Origin of the sequence: Streptomyces nodosus (genome assembly GCF_008704995.1) — a bacterium.
Classification (GTDB): Bacteria; Actinomycetota; Actinomycetes; order Streptomycetales; family Streptomycetaceae; genus Streptomyces; species Streptomyces nodosus.
On sequence record NZ_CP023747.1, the window covers coordinates 5,490,001 to 5,510,386 of the forward strand.

A 20,386-nucleotide genomic window follows, 5' to 3' on the forward strand; every position below is an offset into this window, starting at 1 on the left:
GGTGAAAAGTACCCCGGGAGGGGAGTGAAATAGTACCTGAAACCGTGTGCCTACAAGCCGTGGGAGCGTCGGAATGTGCTTGCACATTCTCGTGACTGCGTGCCTTTTGAAGAATGAGCCTGCGAGTTTGCGGTGTGTTGCGAGGTTAACCCGGGTGGGGTAGCCGTAGCGAAAGCGAGTCCGAACAGGGCGTTTGAGTAGCATGCCCAAGACCCGAAGCGGAGTGATCTAGCCATGGGCAGGTTGAAGCGGAGGTAAGACTTCGTGGAGGACCGAACCCACCAGGGTTGAAAACCTGGGGGATGACCTGTGGTTAGGGGTGAAAGGCCAATCAAACTCCGTGATAGCTGGTTCTCCCCGAAATGCATTTAGGTGCAGCGTCGTGTGTTTCTTGCCGGAGGTAGAGCACTGGATAGGCGATGGGCCCTACCGGGTTACTGACCTTAGCCAAACTCCGAATGCCGGTAAGTGAGAGCGCGGCAGTGAGACTGTGGGGGATAAGCTCCATGGTCGAGAGGGAAACAGCCCAGAGCATCGACTAAGGCCCCTAAGCGTACGCTAAGTGGGAAAGGATGTGGAGTCGCACAGACAACCAGGAGGTTGGCTTAGAAGCAGCCACCCTTGAAAGAGTGCGTAATAGCTCACTGGTCTAGTGATTCCGCGCCGACAATGTAGCGGGGCTCAAGCGTACCGCCGAAGTCGTGTCATTGCAGCATGAGGGCCAACGCCTGCTGTGATGGGTAGGGGAGCGTCGTCTGCCGGGTGAAGCAGCACCGGAAGGTAGTTGTGGACGGTTGACGAGTGAGAATGCAGGCATGAGTAGCGATTCACACGTGGGAAACGTGTGCGCCGATTGACTAAGGGTTCCTGGGTCAAGCTGATCTGCCCAGGGTAAGTCGGGACCTAAGGCGAGGCCGACAGGCGTAGTCGATGGATAACCGGTTGATATTCCGGTACCCGCTGTGGAGCGTCAAACATTGAATCCAGTGATGCTAAGGCCGTGAAGCCGTTCCGGACCCTTCGGGGAATGGAAAGTGGTGGAGCCGCTGAACCAAGTTGGTAGTAGGTGAGTGATGGGGTGACGCAGGAAGGTAGTCCATCCCGGGCGGTGGTTGTCCCGGGGTAAGGGTGTAGCCCGGTGTGTAGGTAAATCCGCACACCTTGTGGGTGAGACCTGATGCCGAGCCGATTGTGGTGAAGTGGATGATCCTATGCTGTCGAGAAAAGCCTCTAGCGAGTTTCATGGCGGCCCGTACCCTAAACCGACTCAGGTGGTCAGGTAGAGAATACCGAGGCGTTCGGGTGAACTATGGTTAAGGAATTCGGCAAAATGCCCCCGTAACTTCGGGAGAAGGGGGGCCACTTCTGGTGATCAGCTTTACGCTGTGAGCTGGGGGTGGCCGCAGAGACCAGCGAGAAGCGACTGTTTACTAAAAACACAGGTCCGTGCGAAGCCGTAAGGCGATGTATACGGACTGACGCCTGCCCGGTGCTGGAACGTTAAGGGGACCGGTTAGCTCACTTTCGGGTGGGCGAAGCTGAGAACTTAAGCGCCAGTAAACGGCGGTGGTAACTATAACCATCCTAAGGTAGCGAAATTCCTTGTCGGGTAAGTTCCGACCTGCACGAATGGCGTAACGACTTCTCGACTGTCTCAACCATAGGCCCGGTGAAATTGCACTACGAGTAAAGATGCTCGTTTCGCGCAGCAGGACGGAAAGACCCCGGGACCTTTACTACAGTTTGATATTGGTGTTCGGTTCGGCTTGTGTAGGATAGCTGGGAGACTTTGAAGCGGCCACGCCAGTGGTTGTGGAGTCGTCGTTGAAATACCAGTCTGGTCGTGCTGGATGTCTAACCCGGGTCCGTGATCCGGATCGGGGACAGTGTCTGATGGGTAGTTTAACTGGGGCGGTTGCCTCCTAAAGGGTAACGGAGGCGCCCAAAGGTTCCCTCAGCCTGGTTGGCAATCAGGTGTTGAGTGTAAGTGCACAAGGGAGCTTGACTGTGAGACCGACGGGTCGAGCAGGGACGAAAGTCGGGACTAGTGATCCGGCGGTGGCTTGTGGAAGCGCCGTCGCTCAACGGATAAAAGGTACCCCGGGGATAACAGGCTGATCTTCCCCAAGAGTCCATATCGACGGGATGGTTTGGCACCTCGATGTCGGCTCGTCGCATCCTGGGGCTGGAGTCGGTCCCAAGGGTTGGGCTGTTCGCCCATTAAAGCGGTACGCGAGCTGGGTTTAGAACGTCGTGAGACAGTTCGGTCCCTATCCGCTGTGCGCGTAGGAGTCTTGAGAAGGGCTGTCCCTAGTACGAGAGGACCGGGACGGACGAACCTCTGGTGTGCCAGTTGTTCTGCCAAGGGCATGGCTGGTTGGCTACGTTCGGGAGGGATAACCGCTGAAAGCATCTAAGCGGGAAGCCTGCTTCGAGATGAGGACTCCCACCCACTTGATGGGGTAAGGCTCCCAGTAGACGACTGGGTTGATAGGCCAGATCTGGAAGCATCGTGAGGTGTGGAGGTGACTGGTACTAATAGGCCGAGGGCTTGTCCTCAGTTGCTCGCGTTCACTGTGTTGGTTCTGAAACCACGAACAATCGCACCCTGACGGGTGGTCGGGTTGTGTGTTTCATAGTGTTTCGGTGGTCATAGCGTGAGGGAAACGCCCGGTTACATTCCGAACCCGGAAGCTAAGCCTCAGAGCGCCGATGGTACTGCAGGGGGGACCCTGTGGGAGAGTAGGACGCCGCCGAACAAAATTTGAGAGCTGGTCCCCGAACTTCGGTTCGGGGACCAGCTTTTTTGCGTTGGCCGTCACTTGGTGTTCACCTGGTGGCATCAGCATCCCAGCCATGGGTACTGCTGGAATGCTCAGCGCCGCGGGCGTCGGCGCCGGTGATGAGGTCATCGTGCCGGCCTTCGGCACCATCGAGGTGGCCGAGGCCGTGTGCCGGGCCGGTGCGACACCCGTCTTCGCCGACATAGATCCCGTGACGTACTGCCTGGACTCCGTGGCCGTCGAGGCCGCGGTGACACCGGAGACCGTCGCGGTCGTCGTGGTGCACCGGTTCGGGCGGCCTGCCGACATCGCGCGGCTGCATGAGATCGGGCAGCGGCACGGCCTCCTGGTGCTGGAACAGGGGGAGTCCGAGACGCCGTACGAGGACGTCGCGCAGCGCCGTGAGCGGGCCGCCTACCTCGACCGGCGGCTGCGTGGCGTGGTGACGCCCGGAAGCAGCGGAGGGCACACCTACCAGCAGTACGTCGTACGGGTGCCCGGCAACGGCCGGCCGGACCGTGACGCCTTCGCACGCGCCCTCAAGGCCAAGGGAATCGACTGCCGGGTACCGGTGAAGACGCCGGTGCACCGCATGCCGGGATTCCGGCGCGATGTATGTCTGCCCGAGACCGAGCGGGCCGCCGACGAGACGCTCTCGCTGCCCGTGGACGCGTCGCTGACGAGACGTGAGATGAACAGGATCGTCGGAGCGTGCAACGCCCTGGGCGGGCTGCTGCAGCCCGCCTTCTGAACCGGATGTTCGAGGTTGGGAGCACACGTCAGTTCGGGGTATGATCTATTCCGTTGCCGGGGGGGAAACCTCCGAAAAGGCGACAGGCCCCTATAGCTCAGTCGGTAGAGCGTCTCCATGGTAAGGAGAAGGTCAACGGTTCGATTCCGTTTGGGGGCTCGACCAAAAAGGCCTCGCCCATCAGGGCGAGGCCTTTTGCATGTCTCGACTCGGGCCCGCGGCACGGGACTTGGCCCGGCCCCCGCGGGCCTTCCTCACTCCTTGAGCAGGCCCGGCACCCGCATCGCCAGGATCGCCATGTCATCGGACGGGGCGTCGGACGCGAAGCGCTCCACCGCACGCAGGATGCGGGCCGCCACCGCGCCCGCCGTGAGGCCCGTGCAGGTCGTCAGCACGTCGGCGAGGCCGTCGTCGCCCAGCATGCGGGTGCCCTCGCGGCGTTCGGTGACGCCGTCCGTGACGCACAGCAGGACATCGCCCGGGTCCAGCGTCACCGTCTGCTCGTACAGCTCCAGATCGTCCATGACGCCGAGCAGCGGCTGCGGTTCCGCGGCCGGCTCCACCGTGCCGTCCTGGCGCAGCCGGAGCGGGAGCGGATGGCCGGCACAGACCACCTTCAGGACCGCGCTGCCGTCGTCCTGCGGCCACAACTCGCCGTACAGCAGCGTCAGGAAGCGGCTGCGGGCGCCCTCGTCGAGGATCGCGGAGTTCAGGCGCTCCAGGACCGCCGGGCCGCCGAAGCCCTCGCGGGCCAGCAGCCGCAGGGCGTGCCGGGCCAGGCCCGTGACCGCCGCCGCCTCCGGTCCCGTACCGCAGACGTCGCCGATGGCGAAGCCGTAGGCGCCGTCGCGGATCGGGAACAGGTCGTAGAAGTCGCCGCCGACCTCGTTGCCCTCACCGGCGGCACGGTAGATGACCTCGACCTCCACGCCGTCGACCTGAGGCAGCTCCGGCGGGAGCAGACTGCGCTGGAGGGACTGGCTGATGGCGGTGCGCTCCGAGTACAGCCGGGCGTTGTCCAGCGCCAGGGCCGCCCGGCGGCTCAGGTCCTCGGCCAGCTCCAGGATCTCCTGGCGGAAGTGTTCGTCCGTCGGCCTGCCCAGGGTCAGCATGCCGATGACGCGGTTGCGGGCCACCAGGGGAAGCACGACGGTCTCCCCGCCGACCGTGGCCGCGGTCGCCAGCGTCGTGCCGATGCCGGAGCTGACGGTCGACGGCTCGCCCAGCCCCAGGCTCCGCATGGAGGTGCGCAGCGCCGCCTGGTGGGCCGCCTCCGACGGGGCCGACCAGACCCGGGCGCCCGGTGTGGGGATCGGCTCCGGCGGCGGGATCTTCGACAGCAGCGCCTTGAGGCCGTCGATGCGTTCCTCGTCCTCGTGCAGCACATAGGAGAGATACGGCTCCGAGGCCTGGTCGGCGATCGTGTAGACCGCGCACCAGGTGGCCAGCGTGGGGATGGTCATCTGGGCCATGAGCGCCAGCGTCTGATCGCGGTCCAGGGTGCCCGCGAGGAGATCGGAGGCCTCGACCAGGAAGCTCAGCGAGCCGCGGCGCAGCCGTTGCAGCTCGCCCAGGCGGGCCGATTCCACGGCCAGGGCGATACGGTCGGCCGCGAACTGGAGGCGCAGCGCCTCCTCGTTGGAGTAGCGGGAGGGCACCTCGGCCGCCACCCCGAGGGAGCCGGTGAGCCGGCCCTCCACCTTCAGCGGGACCGTCACCACCGACCGCATGCCCGTGCCGCCCAGCAGCGGGACCGCGCTGGGCACGGCCGCCAGATCGTCATGGACGGCGGGCATCCGGGCCGAGCCGTAGCGGCCCGCCTCGACGGGGACGCGGGCGAAGCGCTGACGGGCGGAGGGCAGACCGGTGGAGGCACGTACCTCCAGTTCCGTCTCGTCGTCGGTGGCCAGCAGGAGGAAGGCGGCGTCGCCGTCGAGCATGTCGCGGGCGCGTTCCACGGTGCGCTGCAGCAGGCCGTCGAGGTCGTCGGGGGCCGGGGAGCCGATGAAGACCTCGAAGGGGTCCGTGGCCTGGCCGTCCTGGGCGGCCGTGCTGTCGGGAGCCGCCCCGCGCAGCGGGGTCTGCAGAACGGCGCGCTCATGGTCGCGCACCAGCAGACAGACCGTGGAGGGCGCGCCGCCCGTGTCGCGGACGCGCAGATGGGAGGCGTAGACGGGGACCACGCGACCGTTGGCGCCGCGGATGCCGTAGCTGCCCTCCCAGCGCGAGAGCTGAAGGGCCTCCGCGATGCCGGTGCCGGTGCCCGGGGTGTGCGGCCAGGCCGCGAGGTCGGTGAGCGGCTTCCCGGTGACGTGGTCGCCCGGGTACCCGAAGAGTTCCTCCGCGTCCTCGTTCCAGGAACCGATGGATCCGTTCCGGTCGATCTGGACGACGGCGACCCGCACCCGGCCGTCGGCGAGCGGAAGCAGTTCGGCGGGCAGACAGGGGCCCGCCGCGCGGGTGCCCACCGGGCGCTCCGGAAGATCGAGCTGGAACCAGACCCGCTTGTGGGTGGGGGTGTACTCGACGCCCCAGTGGCCCGCCAGGGCGGCGCAGAGCTGAAGGCCGCGGCCGCCCTCGCGGTCGGGTCCGCCCATGGAGACGGCCGCCGACTGCAATGGGAGCTCGCGCTCCGGATACCGGTCGGCGACCTCGATGCGCACCCCGTCGTCGCTGCGCAGGCACAGCACCTCCGCGGCGGTGCCCGCGTGGACGACGGCGTTGGTGACGAGTTCGCTGGTCAGGACCACCGCGTCGTCGATGATGTCCGCGAAGCCCCAGCCCTGGAGCGAGTCACGGACGAAGGAGCGGGCACTGGCGACCGATCGCCCGACAGGCTCGAAACTGGCGGCCGCGCGCGCGGTGATCACAGAACTCCTCGTACGGTTGTCTACGTACGGCACATCCGGGCCGACCCGCTCCTGGTGAGGCAGCCGCTGGCTCCCCGTGTGCCGGGGATCCCGGGGTGGTCCTCCGGGATGCAGTCCGGTGGTCATGGTGCGGCGCCCCTCCGATGCCTGCCCGCTCGTGCTCGTGCCGCCGCCCAGGCCGGCCGGACCGGTGAGGCTGGACAGCCGCATGCAAGGTTACTTACCTTCGCCGTCCATGCGGATGCCGGTCGCCGGTGTTGACGCCGGAGGGTGCGCGGAGCGTGTGCGAAAGCTGCCGAACTGTTATGGCCTGGTTCAAGCAGGGTGAAACACTGGGCAGGCTTCCGGAAAAACTTCGGGCGGACCACGTGGCGTGTACCACGCCGGGCAGGGGCACTCGTGTGTGCCTCGCCGCACAGGGCGGCACTACGCTCCGGTAGATGTACGCCGAGCGGTACCCCGGAGCACAGCAGTGATGGTCGATCCCTGCGGGAGGGACACAGTGGAGTCTGGCGCAGCGACGAGGGGCACGAAGACGCGCGCACAAGGCGGACGGTCCCTGAGCGCTCAGCGCACGGCGGGCAAGGGGACCACCGAGGTGGACACGGCGGCCCTGAACCGTCTGCTGGCGGCCCTGGAGTCGATGAAGGACGGCAATTTCCGCAGGCGTCTGCCGGTGTCCGGAGACGGGGTGATGGCGGAGATCGCCGCCGTCTTCAACGAGGTCGCCGACCGCAATCTGCATCTGACCGGTGAACTGGCGCGGGTGCGGCGCATGGTGGGGCGTGAGGGGAAGCTCACGGAGCGGCTGGAGACGGGGGTCTGCGAGGGCTCCTGGGCGACCGCGATCGACGCCTCCAACGCGCTGGTCGACGATCTCGTGCGCCCGGTCTCCGAGGTCGGCCGGGTGCTGTCGGCGGTGGCCGAGGGCGATCTGTCGCCGCGGATGGATCTGCGCACCCAGGGGCCGGACGGCTCCGGGCATCCGCTGCGCGGTGAGTTCCTGAAGGTCGGCCGTACCGTCAACAATCTGGTCGACCAGCTGTCCACCTTCACCGACGAGGTGACCCGGGTGGCCATCGAGGTGGGCACCCAGGGCAAGCTGGGCGGGCAGGCCCGGGTGCGGGGGATGTCCGGTTCGTGGAAGGACCTCACGGACTCCGTCAACACCATGGCCTACCAGCTGACCGCTCAGGTGCGGGACATCGCGCTGGTGACCACGGCCGTGGCCAAGGGCGACCTGTCCCGGAAGGTCACGGTCCATGTGGCCGGGGAGATGCTGGAGCTGAAGAACACCGTCAACACGATGGTGGACCAGCTGTCCTCCTTCTCGTCCGAGGTGACGCGCGTCGCCCGTGAGGTCGGCACCGAGGGCGAACTGGGCGGGCAGGCGCAGGTGCCCGGGGTGGCCGGTGTGTGGAAGGACCTCACCGATTCGGTGAACCTGATGGCCGGCAATCTGACCGCCCAGGTGCGAGGGATCGCGCAGGTGACGACCGCGGTCGCCAACGGCGACCTGTCGCAGAAGGTGACCGTCTCGGCGCGCGGTGAGGTCGCGCAGCTGGCGGAGACGATCAACCAGATGACCGAGACGCTGCGCACCTTCGCGGACGAGGTCACCCGGGTGGCCAACGAGGTCGGCGCCGAGGGCAGGCTCGGCGGCCAGGCGAACGTGCCGGGCGCGGCGGGCACCTGGAAGGACCTCACCGATTCGGTGAACACGGTCTTCCGGAACCTGACCACCCAGGTCAGGGACATCGCCGCGGTGACGACGGCGGTGGCCAACGGTGATCTGTCGCAGAAGGTCACCGTCGATGTGGCCGGCGAGATGCTGGAGCTGAAGAACACCGTCAACGGGATGGTGGACCAGCTGTCCGCGTTCGGCTCCGAGGTCACCCGGGTGGCGCGGGAGATCGGTGTCGAGGGCGAGCTGGGCGGCCAGGCGCAGGTGACGGGCGCCGCCGGCACCTGGAAGGACCTCGCGGACTCCGTGAACACGGCGTTCCGCAACCTCACCGGCCAGGTGCGCAACATCGCCCAGGTGACGACGGCGGTGGCCAACGGGGATCTGTCGCAGAAGGTCACGGTGGACGTCTCCGGCGAGATGCTCCAGCTGAAGAACACCGTGAACACCATGGTGGATCAGCTGTCGTCGTTCGCCGACCAGGTCACCAGGATGGCCCGGGACGTCGGCACGGAGGGGCGGCTGGGTGGCCAGGCCCTGGTGCCGGGCGTCAGCGGCACCTGGAAGGAGCTCACCGACTCCGTCAACTTCATGGCGGGCAATCTGACCTCGCAGGTACGGCAGATCGCCCAGGTCACCACGGCGGTGGCCCGCGGTGATCTGTCGCAGAAGATCGATGTGGATGCCCGGGGCGAGATCCTGGAGCTGAAGAACACCATCAACAACCTGGTGGACCAGCTCTCCGCCTTCGCGGAGCAGGTGACGCGAGTGGCGCGCGAGGTGGGCACCGAGGGGCGGCTGGGCGGCCAGGCCCAGGTGCCCGGAGTGGCGGGTGTGTGGCGTGATCTGACCGACTCCGTCAACGGCATGGCCGGCAACCTCACCACCCAGGTGCGCAACATCGCCCAGGTCGCGACCGCGGTGGCCCGCGGTGATCTGTCGCAGAAGATCGATGTGGACGCCCGGGGCGAGATCCTGGAGCTGAAGAACACCATCAACACGATGGTCGACCAGCTCTCCAACTTCGCGGAGCAGGTGACGCGGGTAGCGCGTGAGGTGGGCACGGAGGGCATCCTCGGCGGCCAGGCCGAGGTCCAGGGGGTCTCCGGCACCTGGAAGGACCTCACCCAGTCCGTGAACTTCATGGCGAACAACCTGACCATCCAGGTGCGCAACATCGCCGAGGTCACGACGGCGGTCGCCAAGGGCGACCTGTCCAAGAAGATCACCGTCGACGCCAAGGGCGAGATCCTCGAACTGGTCACCACCGTCAACACGATGGTCGACCAGCTGTCGTCCTTCGCGGAGCAGGTGACGCGGGTGGCGCGTGAGGTGGGCACCGAGGGCATCCTCGGCGGCCAGGCGCATGTGCCCGGCGTCACGGGCATCTGGAAGGACCTCAGCGACAACGTCAACCTGATGGCCAAGAACCTCACCATGCAGGTGCGCAACATCTCCCAGGTCGCGGCGGCCGTCGCCAACGGCGATCTGACCCGCACGGTGACGATCGAGGCGCGCGGCGAGGTGGCACAGCTCGCCGACACCTTCAACACCATGGTGAAGACGCTGAGTTCGTTCGCCGACCAGGTCACCAAGGTGGCCCGGGAGGTGGGCACGGACGGCATCCTCGGCGGTCAGGCGCATGTGCCGGGCGTGGCCGGCACCTGGAAGGACCTCACCGAGTCGGTGAACCAGATGGCCTCCAACCTCACCGGGCAGGTGCGCAACATCGCCATGGTGACCACGGCCATCGCCAAGGGCGATCTCACCAAGAAGATCGACATCGAGGCGCGCGGTGAGATCCTCGAACTCAAGACCACCATCAACACCATGGTCGACCAGCTCTCCTCGTTCGCCGAGGAGGTCACCAGGGTGGCCCGTGAGGTGGGCACGGAAGGCCAGCTCGGCGGGCAGGCGCGGGTCCGTGACGTCGACGGCACCTGGCGTGACCTGACCGAGTCGGTGAATGAGATGGCCGGGAATCTGACCCGGCAGGTGCGTGCGATCGCCCGGGTGGCGACCGCGGTGACCAGGGGCGATCTCAATCTGAAGATCGACGTGGACGCCTCAGGCGAGATCCAGGAGCTGCAGGACTACATCAACAAGATGATCGCCAACCTGCGGGACACCACGATCGCCAACAAGGAGCAGGACTGGCTCAAGGGCAACCTGGCCCGGATCTCCGCCCTGATGCAGGGCCGCCGTGACCTGGTGGACGTGGCCTCGCTGATCATGAGCGAGCTGACCCCGGTGGTCTCCGCCCAGCACGGCGCGTTCTTCCTGGCCATGCCGCTGGTCGACGGCAAGGACCTGGGGACCGGGGCGGACGACGCCTACGAACTGCGGATGCTGGGGTCGTACGGCTATTCGCTGGGGTCCATGCCGACCTCGTTCCGGCCGGGTGAGGCGCTCATCGGGACGGCCGCCGAGGAGAAGCGCACGATCCTGGTGGAGAAGGCGCCGAGCGGCTATCTGAAGATCTCGTCCGGCCTCGGGGAGGCACCCCCCGCGCAGGTCATCGTGCTCCCGGTGCTCTTCGAGGGCACCGTGCTCGGCGTCATCGAGCTGGCCTCCTTCACCCCCTTCACCCACATCCAGAAGGACTTCCTCAACCAGATCGCCGAGATGATCGCGACGAGCGTCAACACCATCTCCGTCAACACCAAGACCGAGGTGCTGCTGAGGCAGTCCCAGGAGCTGACCGAGCAGCTGAGGCTGCGGTCCGAGGAGCTGGAGCAGCGGCAGAAGGCCCTCCAGGCGTCCAACGCGGAACTGGAGGAGAAGGCCGAGCTGCTGGCTCGGCAGAACCGCGACATCGAGGTCAAGAACACCGAGATCGAGGAGGCGCGGCAGGTCCTGGAGGAGCGCGCCGAGCAGCTCGCCGTCTCCATGCGCTACAAGAGCGAGTTCCTCGCCAATATGTCGCACGAGCTGCGCACGCCGCTCAACTCCCTGCTGATCCTGGCCAAGCTGCTCGCCGACAACGCCGAGGGCAATCTGTCCCCGAAGCAGGTCGAGTTCGCCGAGACCATCCATGGCGCCGGCTCCGACCTGCTCCAGCTGATCAACGACATCCTCGATCTGTCGAAGGTCGAGGCGGGCAAGATGGACGTGTCCCCGACACGGATCGCGCTCGTCCAGCTCGTCGACTACGTGGAGGCCACCTTCCGGCCGCTGACCGCGGAGAAGGGCCTCGACTTCTCCGTACGGGTGTCACCCGAGCTTCCCGCCACGCTGCACACCGATGAACAACGCCTGCTCCAGGTGCTGCGCAATCTGCTGTCCAACGCCGTGAAGTTCACCGACACCGGGGCCGTGGAGCTGGTCATCCGGCCCGCGGGCGCCGATGTCCCGGTGGCCATCCGGGAGCAGCTGCTGGAGTCCGGTTCGCTGAGCGATCCGGAGGCGGAGGTGATCGCCTTCTCGGTGGCCGACACGGGCATCGGTATCGCGGCCGGCAAGATGCGGGTGATCTTCGAGGCCTTCAAGCAGGCGGACGGCACCACCAGCCGCAAGTACGGCGGCACGGGGCTCGGGCTGTCGATCTCGAGGGAGATCGCCCGGCTGCTCGGCGGTGAGATCCATGCGCAGAGCGAGCCCGGCCGCGGCTCGACGTTCACCTTGTATCTGCCGCTGCACCCGAGCGAACTGCCGCCGCAGGGCTATGGGCAGCAGGCGCCCGCGCTGGAGGCCGAGGAGTTGCTGGCGTCCGAGACGGACCCGGCCGCTCCGGGCGTCGAGACCCCGGCCGAGGTGAAGTCGTACCAGGAGGCCCAGAGCGGCCCCGCGGCGCTCTTCCGCCGCCGGCGCAGGGCGGTCTCCGCGGCCCCGCAGCAGGGCGGCGTCGGCCGGGAGCAGTGGGCCGGTGAGCGGGAGACCGCCGCCGAGCCGCGGCGGGTCATCCGGTTCGACAGCGAGAAGGTGCTGATCGTCGACGACGACATCCGCAATGTCTTCGCGCTCACCAGTGTCCTGGAGCAGCACGGACTGTCGGTCCTGTACGCCGAGAACGGCCGTGAGGGCATCGAGGTCCTGGAGCAGCACGACGATGTCACGGTCGTGTTGATGGACATCATGATGCCGGAGATGGACGGGTACGCCACGACCACGGCGATCCGGCGGATGCCGCAGTTCGCGGGGCTGCCGATCATCGCGCTGACGGCGAAGGCGATGAAGGGCGACCGGGAGAAGGCCATCGAGTCGGGAGCCTCCGACTATGTGACCAAGCCCGTCGACCCCGATCATCTGCTGTCGGTGATGGAACAGTGGATGCGTGGGGAGTGAGGGGCACGCGGAATGTTCACACGCAGTTGCCGACCCGGCGGGCCCGGGGCCGTGTAGAAGTGCGGTGGACGGGGAATCTTCTGATCTCCTGCCGCGTTTCTGCTACGTGCACAGTGACATCGCGGTGACAGGGTGTGGCGACAGGTGGGGTGCGGCTACGATGACCGGCACAAGGACGGGCGGCGCAAGGGAGTCGTCCCCTGGGGTGGCGCCGGGCGGCGTCATCGCGAGTCCTGAGGACAGGGGAGGCCCCAAGCCGGGGCGAGGAGGGCGGGCCATGGTGCAGAAGGCCAAGATCCTCCTGGTCGATGACCGGCCGGAGAATCTGCTGGCGCTGGAGGCCATCCTCTCCGCGCTCGATCAGACGCTGGTCAGGGCATCGTCCGGGGAGGAAGCGCTCAAGGCACTGCTGACGGACGATTTCGCGGTCATTCTGCTGGACGTCCAGATGCCGGGCATGGACGGTTTCGAGACCGCCGCGCACATCAAGCGGCGGGAGCGGACCCGGGACATCCCGATCATCTTCCTGACCGCCATCAACCACGGCCCGCACCACACCTTCCGGGGATATGCGGCGGGCGCGGTCGACTACATCTCCAAGCCGTTCGACCCGTGGGTGCTGCGCGCCAAGGTCTCCGTGTTCGTCGAGCTCTATATGAAGAACTGCCAACTGCGCGAGCAGGCGGCCCTGTTGCGGCTCCAGCTGGAGGGTGGCAGGTCCTCGGAGAACAAGGAGCCCATCGGACTGCTGGCCGAGCTCTCCGCGCGGCTCGCGGCGGTCGAGGAGCAGGCCGAGGCACTGTCCAAGCAGCTCGACGACGACTCAGTGGACGCCGCGGCGGTAGCCACCGCCGCCCATCTCGAACGCAAGCTCACCGGGTTGCGGAGGGCGCTGGACGCCCTGGAGCCGGGCACCGGCAGCGGTCCGCCCCCACTGGCCTCCCAGGGCTGACGGCCCGTCCCCTCGGTCCGCCCGGCGCTCGTGGCGAGCGCCTCGGCGGTACTCCCGGCGCGGGCGCGTCATCTGCGGTATGACTGCGCGTCAGTTCGGTGCCTCTCCCGTGACGACACGAACGGGTGAAGCAGTGAGCGCGCGTGTCACCCGTCGTCTCCACCGGTAATCTCACACCCATGGCCTCACGTCCCGCAGCCAAGAAGTCGCCCGCCAAGAAGGCGGCCGCTCCGAGGAAGGCTCCGGCGAAGAAGGCCCCCGGGAAGAAGGCGCCGGGGAAACCGGCCGCGGTCAGGAAGACGGCCGCGTGGAAGCCCGCCCCCGCGCCGGCGCCCAGTCCGACCGCGGGCGTGTTCCGATTGCTGCGCGCGCTCTGGCTCGGTCTCGCGCACGCCGTGGGCGCCCTGTTCCGGGGCATAGGGCGGGGCGCGAAGGGGCTGGACCCGGCGCATCGCAAGGACGGCGTGGCGCTTCTGCTGCTCGCTCTCGCTCTGATCGTCGCCGCGGGCACCTGGGCCCATCTCAGCGGCCCCGTCGGCGATCTGGTCAAGTTGCTGGTGACCGGCGCCTTCGGCCGCCTCGATCTGCTGGTGCCGATACTGCTGGGTGTGATCGCCGTGCGGGTGATCCTGCATCCGGAGCGGCCGGAGGCCAACGGCCGTATCGTCATCGGCCTCTCCGCCCTGGTCATCGGCGTCCTCGGGCAGGTGCACATCGCCTGCGGCGGGCCGGCCCGCAGCGACGGCATGCAGGCGATAAGGGACGCCGGGGGGCTCATCGGCTGGGGTGCCGCCGCCCCGCTGACGTACACGATGGGCGATGTCCTCGCCGTGCCGCTGCTCGTCCTGCTGACGTTCTTCGGGCTGCTCGTCGTCACCGCCACGCCGGTCACCGCCATTCCGCAGCGGCTGCGGACGCTCGGGGTGAAGCTCGGGATCCTGCACGACCCGGAGGAGTTCGCCCGCACCGAGGACGACGAGCGCTACGAGGAGCAGTGGCGCGAGGCGCTGCCCCGCTCCCGGCGGCGCGGCCCGGACCCCGAGGCGTTCCAGCCGGCCGAGGCGGAGCAGGAGGCGCTCGCCCGGCGTCGCAGCCGCCCCCGGCGCCCCTCCGCACAGCCCGCCCTGGGCCGGGAGATGGACGCCGTGGATGTCGCGGCCGCCGCGGCTGCCGCCCTGGACGGCGCCGTTCTGCACGGGATGCCGCCGTCCCCGGTGGTCGCCGACCTCACCCAGGGCGTCAGCGTGGGCGACCGCGAGGAGGCGACCACGCCCACCCCGGTGCCGCCCGTCCGCCCGCAGCAGGAGCGGCTCCCGGCCGGGGCCGCCGTGCCCGATCTCACCAAGGCGGCGCCCCAGGAGCCCCGCGACCTTCCGCCGCGCGCCGAGCAGCTCCAGCTCTCCGGTGACATCACCTACGCCCTGCCGTCGCTGGACCTGCTGGAGCGCGGCGGTCCCGGGAAGGCGCGCAGCGCCGCCAATGACGCGGTCGTCGCCTCCCTCACCAATGTCTTCACCGAGTTCAAGGTCGACGCGGCCGTCACCGGCTTCACCCGTGGCCCGACGGTCACCCGCTACGAGGTCGAACTGGGCCCCGCGGTGAAGGTGGAGCGGATCACCGCGCTCACCAAGAACATCGCGTACGCCGTCGCCAGCCCCGATGTGCGGATCATCAGCCCGATCCCGGGCAAGTCCGCGGTCGGCATCGAGATCCCGAACACCGACCGGGAGATGGTCAATCTCGGGGACGTTCTCCGCCTGGCGGAGGCCGCCGAGGACGATCATCCGATGCTGGTCGCGCTCGGCAAGGACGTCGAGGGCGGCTATGTGATGGCGAACATCGCGAAGATGCCGCATGTCCTCGTCGCCGGCGCCACCGGTTCCGGCAAGTCGTCCTGCATCAACTGCCTGATCACCTCGATCATGATGCGGGCGACACCGGAGGATGTGCGCATGGTGCTGGTCGACCCCAAGCGGGTCGAGCTGACCGCCTACGAGGGCATTCCGCATCTGATCACACCGATCATCACCAACCCGAAACGGGCCGCCGAGGCGCTCCAGTGGGTCGTCCGGGAGATGGATCTGCGCTACGACGACCTGGCGGCGTACGGCTTCCGGCACATCGACGACTTCAACGAGGCCATCAGGAAGGGCAGGATCAAGGCGCCCGAGGGCAGCGAGCGCGAACTCCAGCCGTACCCCTATCTGCTGGTGATCGTCGACGAGCTGGCCGATCTGATGATGGTCGCGCCCCGCGACGTCGAGGACGCGATCGTCCGGATCACCCAGCTCGCACGGGCGGCCGGCATCCATCTGGTGCTGGCCACCCAGCGGCCCTCGGTGGACGTCGTGACCGGTCTGATCAAGGCGAATGTGCCCTCCCGGCTCGCCTTCGCCACCTCCTCGCTGGCCGACTCGCGCGTCATCCTCGACCAGCCCGGGGCGGAGAAGCTGATCGGCAAGGGCGACGGGCTCTTTCTGCCGATGGGCGCGAACAAGGCGACCCGGCTGCAGGGTGCGTTCGTGACCGAGGAGGAGGTCGCGGCCGTCGTCCGGCACTGCAAGGAGCAGATGACGCCCGTCTTCCGGGAGGACGTCACGGTCGGCGGCCGGCAGAAGAAGGAGATCGACGAGGACATCGGCGACGACCTCGACCTGCTGTGCCAGGCGGCCGAACTGGTCGTCTCCACCCAGTTCGGATCGACCTCGATGCTCCAGCGGAAGCTGCGGGTCGGCTTCGCCAAGGCGGGACGGCTGATGGATCTCATGGAGTCGCGGAACATCGTCGGCCCGAGCGAGGGGTCCAAGGCGCGTGACGTTCTGGTGAAACCCGACGAACTGGACGGCGTGCTCGCGCAGATCCGGGGGGATGCTCCTTCCTAGTACTCCCGGTCGGTACTCCCGGTCGGCCGAATGCGGAGGTCGTCCGGCGCGTCCGTCCGTACCCCGCGTGGCGCTCGGTCGCCCTACCGTGACCCACTCGTAAGGGATCCGTGAGCAACCGTCTCCCGTCGGTGTACGTCAAGTTGAGGGAGGGAACACGAGCTTGTCCCGGGCTTCAGGATGACCGGCCATTCTGATGGCGTACAAAGTCCTACCGCCGGATTGCCTCACTTTTTCGTACTGTCTCTAGACTGAATTTCCAGCACAGGTGGCTACACCCTCGAAAGGCGCCCCCGTGTCCATCGGCAACTCCCCTGACGACAACTCCCCTGAGGACGCACGTCCGTTCGAAGATCATCGTGACGACGCCCCCGCGTCGGAGCGTCCTTCGATCGGCCGGGCCCTGCAACAGGCGCGCAGGGCGGCCGGGCTGACCGTCGACGACGTCAGCGACGCCACCCGGGTCCGCGCCGGCATCATCCACGCGATCGAACGGGACGACTTCGCCCCCTGCGGCGGCGATGTCTACGCCCGAGGCCACATCCGCACCCTCGCGCATGCGGTGCACCTCGATCCGGCCCCCCTGCTCCAGCAGTACACCGACGAGTACGGCGGACGGTCCGCCCCGACCCCGACGGCCCCGATCTTCGAGGCGGAACGCATCCGCCCCGAGCGGCGCGGACCCAACTGGACCGCGGCCATGGTCGCGGCGATCGTCGCGGTCGTCGGCTTCGTCGGGTTCACGGTGATCAAGGGGACCGGCGACGACAAGGGCACCAAGGCGCATGTCGCCGAGGGCGCCACACCGACCGCCTCCAGGACCGCCTCGCCCACACCCAGCAGCGAGCCGGCCGACCCCAAGCCCGAACCGTCCGACAGCGCCATCGCGGCCGCTCCCCAGGACAAGGTGACCGTCCAGGTGAGCGCCACCGACGGCCGCAGCTGGATCTCGGCCAAGGACCACAACGGCCGGACCATGTTCGACGGGCTGCTGGAGCGGGGCGACTCGCAGACCTTCCAGGACAAGGAGAAGATCGACCTGGTCCTCGGCGACGCGGGCGCGGTCCAGCTGTTCGTCAACGGCAAGAAGATCCAGGACGACTTCCGGCCCGGACAGGTCGAGCGTCTGACCTACACCAAGGGCGACCCCGTCACGGGCTGACGGGACGCCGACGGCGCCCACGAGGCGCCCGAACGGTACACAAGCGGAACCCAAGGGATACCGGCGCACGGGGTTGGCCAAGATCGGCCAACCCCGTCGACGTGGGCCGTCGCCGGGACGAAGTAGTCTTGAGCCCATGCCTGAACGCCGTACCGTCGCACTCGTCACCCTTGGCTGCGCCCGTAACGAGGTGGACTCGGAGGAGCTCGCGGGCCGCTTGGAGGCGGACGGCTGGCAACTCGTGGACGACGCCGAGAACGCCGATGTCGCCGTCGTCAACACCTGCGGCTTCGTCGAAGCCGCCAAGAAGGACTCCGTGGACGCCCTGTTGGAGGCCAACGACCTCAAGGGGCACGGAAGAACGCAGGCCGTCGTGGCGGTGGGCTGCATGGCCGAGCGGTACGGCAAGGAACTCGCCGAGGCCCTGCCGGAGGCCGACGGCGTGCTCGGCTTCGACGACTACGCCGACATCTCGGACCGCCTCCAGACCATCCTCAACGGCGGCATCCACGCCTCCCACACCCCGCGCGACCGGCGCAAACTGCTGCCGATCAGCCCGGCGGAGCGACAGGACTCGGCCGCGTCGGTGGCGCTGCCCGGCCACGCTCCGGTGGACCTTCCGGAGGGCCTCGCTCCGGCCTCGGGCCCCCGCGCACCCCTGCGCCGCCGCCTCGACGGCTCTCCGGTGGCCTCCGTGAAGCTCGCCTCGGGCTGCGACCGGCGTTGCTCCTTCTGCGCCATCCCCTCCTTCCGCGGCTCCTTCATCTCACGCCGCCCGAGCGATGTGCTGAACGAGACGCGCTGGCTGGCCGAACAGGGTGTGAAGGAGATCATGCTGGTCTCCGAGAACAACACCTCCTACGGCAAGGACCTGGGCGACATCCGCCTCCTGGAGTCCCTGCTGCCGGAGCTCGCCGAGGTCGACGGCATCGAGCGGGTCCGCGTCAGCTATCTCCAGCCGGCGGAGATGCGGCCCGGACTCATCGACGTGCTCACCTCCACGCCCAAGGTCGTGCCGTACTTCGATCTGTCCTTCCAGCACTCCGCGCCCGATGTGCTGCGCGCGATGCGGCGCTTCGGCGACACCGACCGCTTCCTGGAGCTGCTGGACACCATCAGGAGCAAGGCACCCCAGGCGGGAGTGCGCTCCAACTTCATCGTGGGCTTCCCCGGCGAGACCGAGGCCGACCTGGCCGAGCTGGAGCGCTTTCTGAACGGGGCGCGACTGGACGCGATCGGGGTCTTCGGCTACTCCGATGAGGAGGGCACCGAGGCCGCGACCTACGAGAACAAGCTCGACGAGGACCTCGTCGCCGAACGGCTGGCCCGTGTCTCCCGGCTGGCGGAGGAACTGGTGTCCCAGCGCGCCGAGGAGCGCGTCGGCGAGACCGTGCACGTCCTGGTGGAGTCGGTGGACGGCGAGGACGGCGCCTACGGCCGTGGGGCGCACCAGGCCCCCGAGACCGACGGCCAGGTGCTGTTCACGACGGGCGAGGGCCTGGCCGTGGGCCGTATGGTCGAGGCGAAGGTGGTCGGGACGGAGGGGGTCGATCTGGTGGCCGAGCCCCTGGTGGGTTCGCTCGGGTGTCCTGAGGAGGCGGGCAGATGACCGGGATCCCGGCATCCGCGGCGGGCGGGCCGTCCGGTGCGCGGGGAGCCGCGTCCGTGCCGGGCGGCCCCGGTGCGGCGGGCACCTCCGGTGCCAAGGCGGTCCAGAGCCCCGGCAACCGGGAGGGGGCGGGCACCTCGGGCGAGCGGGACGGCGCACGGCCGGGGCGGGGCGGCAAACTGACGGCCGCCGCGGTCAACCAGGCGAGCGTCTGGAACGTCGCCAATCTTCTGACCATGCTCCGGCTGCTCCTCGTCCCGGGCTTTGTCGCGCTGATGCTGGCGGACGGCGGATATGACCCGGCGTGGCGCTCGCTCGCCTGGGCGGCCTTCGCCATCGCCATGATCACCGACCTGTTCGACGGGCATCTGGCGCGGACGTACAACCTGGTCACCGACTTCGGGAAGATCGCCGATCCGATCGCCGACAAGGCGATCATGGGGGCGGCGCTGATCTGTCTGTCCTGGCTCGACGATCTGCCGTGGTGGGTGACAGGAGTGATCCTCGGCCGTGAGCTGGGAATCACCCTGCTGCGATTCCTGGTGATCCGCTACGGAGTGATCCCCGCGAGCCGCGGGGGCAAGCTGAAGACCCTGACTCAGGGCGTGGCCGTCGGTATGTACGTCCTGGCACTGACCGGGTGGCTCGCCACCCTGAGGTTCTGGGTGATGGCCGCCGCGATCGTCCTGACGGTCGCCACCGGCCTCGACTATGTGCGACAGGCCGTGGTGCTGCGCAGGCGCGGAATCGCCGAGCGGAAGGCGGCGGCCGAGGAGGCGGCCCGGTGAATCACCTGGCCGGCGAGGTGCTGCGGCTCCTCGGGGCAAGGAGCGAGACGCTCGCCGTCGCCGAGTCGTTGACCGGCGGACTGGTCGCCGCGGAGATCACCGCGGTGCCCGGGGCCTCCCGGGTCTTCCGAGGCTCGGTGACCACATACGCCACCGATCTCAAGCGGCAGGTCCTCGGGGTCGACGGCGCCCTGCTGGAGGCGCGCGGAGCGGTGGATCCGCAGGTCGCGGCCCAGATGGCGGCCGGGGTGCGGATAGCCCTCGGCGCGGACTGGGGGCTGGCGACCACCGGTGTGGCCGGACCCGAACCCCAGGACGGACAGCCGGTCGGCACGGTCTTCGTCGCCGTGCACGGCCCGTCCGAAGGGGTGTCCGGCGAACCCGGTGGCGGGAAAGTGGCCGCTCTGCGGTTGAACGGGGACCGTGGGGAAATCCGTAGGGAGAGTGTACGGAGTGTGCTCGCGCTGCTTCTGGAAGAGCTCGCGGGCGAACAGATCGGGAATGCGCGGGCACAGGATACGGAACAGAACGGGGGGACTTGATGCTTACAGCCCAGAGTGAACACAACAGCGCTCCCCGCACGGCCGCCGCGCGAGGCGGTACGGTGGGGCGTGAAGGATG

General features: G+C 68.0%; 9 protein-coding genes, 1 tRNA gene and 2 rRNA genes (1 of these 12 cut by a window edge). 11 read left to right on the forward strand and 1 reads right to left on the reverse strand.

Annotation, left to right across the window (positions count from 1 at the left end):
• The 4 genes from CP978_RS24775 to CP978_RS24790 form a co-directional block, all read left to right on the forward strand.
• Window positions 1-2,559 (forward strand): 23S ribosomal RNA (locus CP978_RS24775); it begins 559 nt to the left of the window's first position.
• Between the two features lie 83 nt (window positions 2,560-2,642).
• A 5S ribosomal RNA gene (gene rrf, locus CP978_RS24780) occupies window positions 2,643-2,759 on the forward strand.
• A 112-nt stretch (window positions 2,760-2,871) separates the two neighbouring features.
• Window positions 2,872-3,534: a DegT/DnrJ/EryC1/StrS family aminotransferase gene (locus CP978_RS24785; RefSeq protein WP_043444416.1), complete on the forward strand. Its 663-nt coding sequence runs from the start codon at window positions 2,872-2,874 to the stop codon at window positions 3,532-3,534.
• 86 nt (window positions 3,535-3,620) lie between these two features.
• Window positions 3,621-3,693 (forward strand) — tRNA-Thr (locus tag CP978_RS24790).
• 95 nt (window positions 3,694-3,788) lie between these two features.
• Here the strand turns inward: CP978_RS24790 and CP978_RS24795 are convergent.
• A complete protein-coding gene (locus tag CP978_RS24795; RefSeq protein WP_079162297.1) occupies window positions 3,789-6,530 on the reverse strand; it encodes a SpoIIE family protein phosphatase in 2,742 nt (913 codons plus the stop codon).
• Window positions 6,531-6,906: 376 nt separating this feature from the next.
• Here CP978_RS24795 and CP978_RS24805 point away from each other — a divergent pair, with 376 nt between their 5' ends.
• The 7 genes from CP978_RS24805 (at window position 6,907) to CP978_RS24835 (ending at window position 20,307) form a co-directional block, all read left to right on the forward strand.
• Entirely contained in the window at window positions 6,907-12,372 is a 5,466-nt protein-coding gene (locus tag CP978_RS24805; RefSeq protein ID WP_107070444.1) for a HAMP domain-containing protein, read from the forward strand.
• Window positions 12,373-12,649: 277 nt separating this feature from the next.
• Window positions 12,650-13,324, forward strand: coding sequence for a response regulator (locus tag CP978_RS24810; RefSeq protein WP_043444423.1), 675 nt, complete (start codon window positions 12,650-12,652; stop codon window positions 13,322-13,324).
• Between the two features lie 143 nt (window positions 13,325-13,467).
• A complete protein-coding gene (locus tag CP978_RS24815) occupies window positions 13,468-16,206 on the forward strand; it encodes a DNA translocase FtsK (RefSeq protein ID WP_043444425.1) in 2,739 nt (912 codons plus the stop codon).
• 295 nt (window positions 16,207-16,501) lie between these two features.
• Window positions 16,502-17,368 carry a helix-turn-helix domain-containing protein gene (locus tag CP978_RS24820; protein ID WP_043444427.1) on the forward strand — a complete coding sequence of 289 codons (867 nt, stop codon included), beginning with the start codon at window positions 16,502-16,504 and terminating at the stop codon, window positions 17,366-17,368.
• 136 nt (window positions 17,369-17,504) lie between these two features.
• On the forward strand, window positions 17,505-18,977 hold the full coding sequence (rimO, locus tag CP978_RS24825) for a 30S ribosomal protein S12 methylthiotransferase RimO (protein ID WP_043444429.1): 1,473 nt from the start codon (window positions 17,505-17,507) through the stop codon (window positions 18,975-18,977).
• A complete protein-coding gene (pgsA, locus tag CP978_RS24830) occupies window positions 18,974-19,765 on the forward strand; it encodes a CDP-diacylglycerol--glycerol-3-phosphate 3-phosphatidyltransferase (protein WP_043444431.1) in 792 nt (263 codons plus the stop codon). The genes rimO and pgsA overlap by 4 nt, the downstream gene beginning before the upstream one ends.
• On the forward strand, window positions 19,762-20,307 hold the full coding sequence (locus CP978_RS24835; protein WP_043444433.1) for a CinA family protein: 546 nt from the start codon (window positions 19,762-19,764) through the stop codon (window positions 20,305-20,307). The genes pgsA and CP978_RS24835 overlap by 4 nt, the downstream gene beginning before the upstream one ends.
• Window positions 20,308-20,386: the final 79 nt, after the last annotated feature.

What these genes read in the sequence shown, in the direction of transcription:
- CP978_RS24785 (WP_043444416.1), top strand. Translation starts at nt 2,872, where the DNA reads ATGCTCAGCGCCGCGGGCGTCGGCGCCGGTGATGAGGTCATCGTGCCG.
- CP978_RS24795 (WP_079162297.1), bottom strand. Translation starts at nt 6,530, where the DNA reads ATGACCACCGGACTGCATCCCGGAGGACCACCCCGGGATCCCCGGCAC.
- CP978_RS24810 (WP_043444423.1), top strand. Translation starts at nt 12,650, where the DNA reads ATGGTGCAGAAGGCCAAGATCCTCCTGGTCGATGACCGGCCGGAGAAT.
- rimO (WP_043444429.1), top strand. Translation starts at nt 17,505, where the DNA reads ATGCCTGAACGCCGTACCGTCGCACTCGTCACCCTTGGCTGCGCCCGT.
- pgsA (WP_043444431.1), top strand. Translation starts at nt 18,974, where the DNA reads ATGACCGGGATCCCGGCATCCGCGGCGGGCGGGCCGTCCGGTGCGCGG.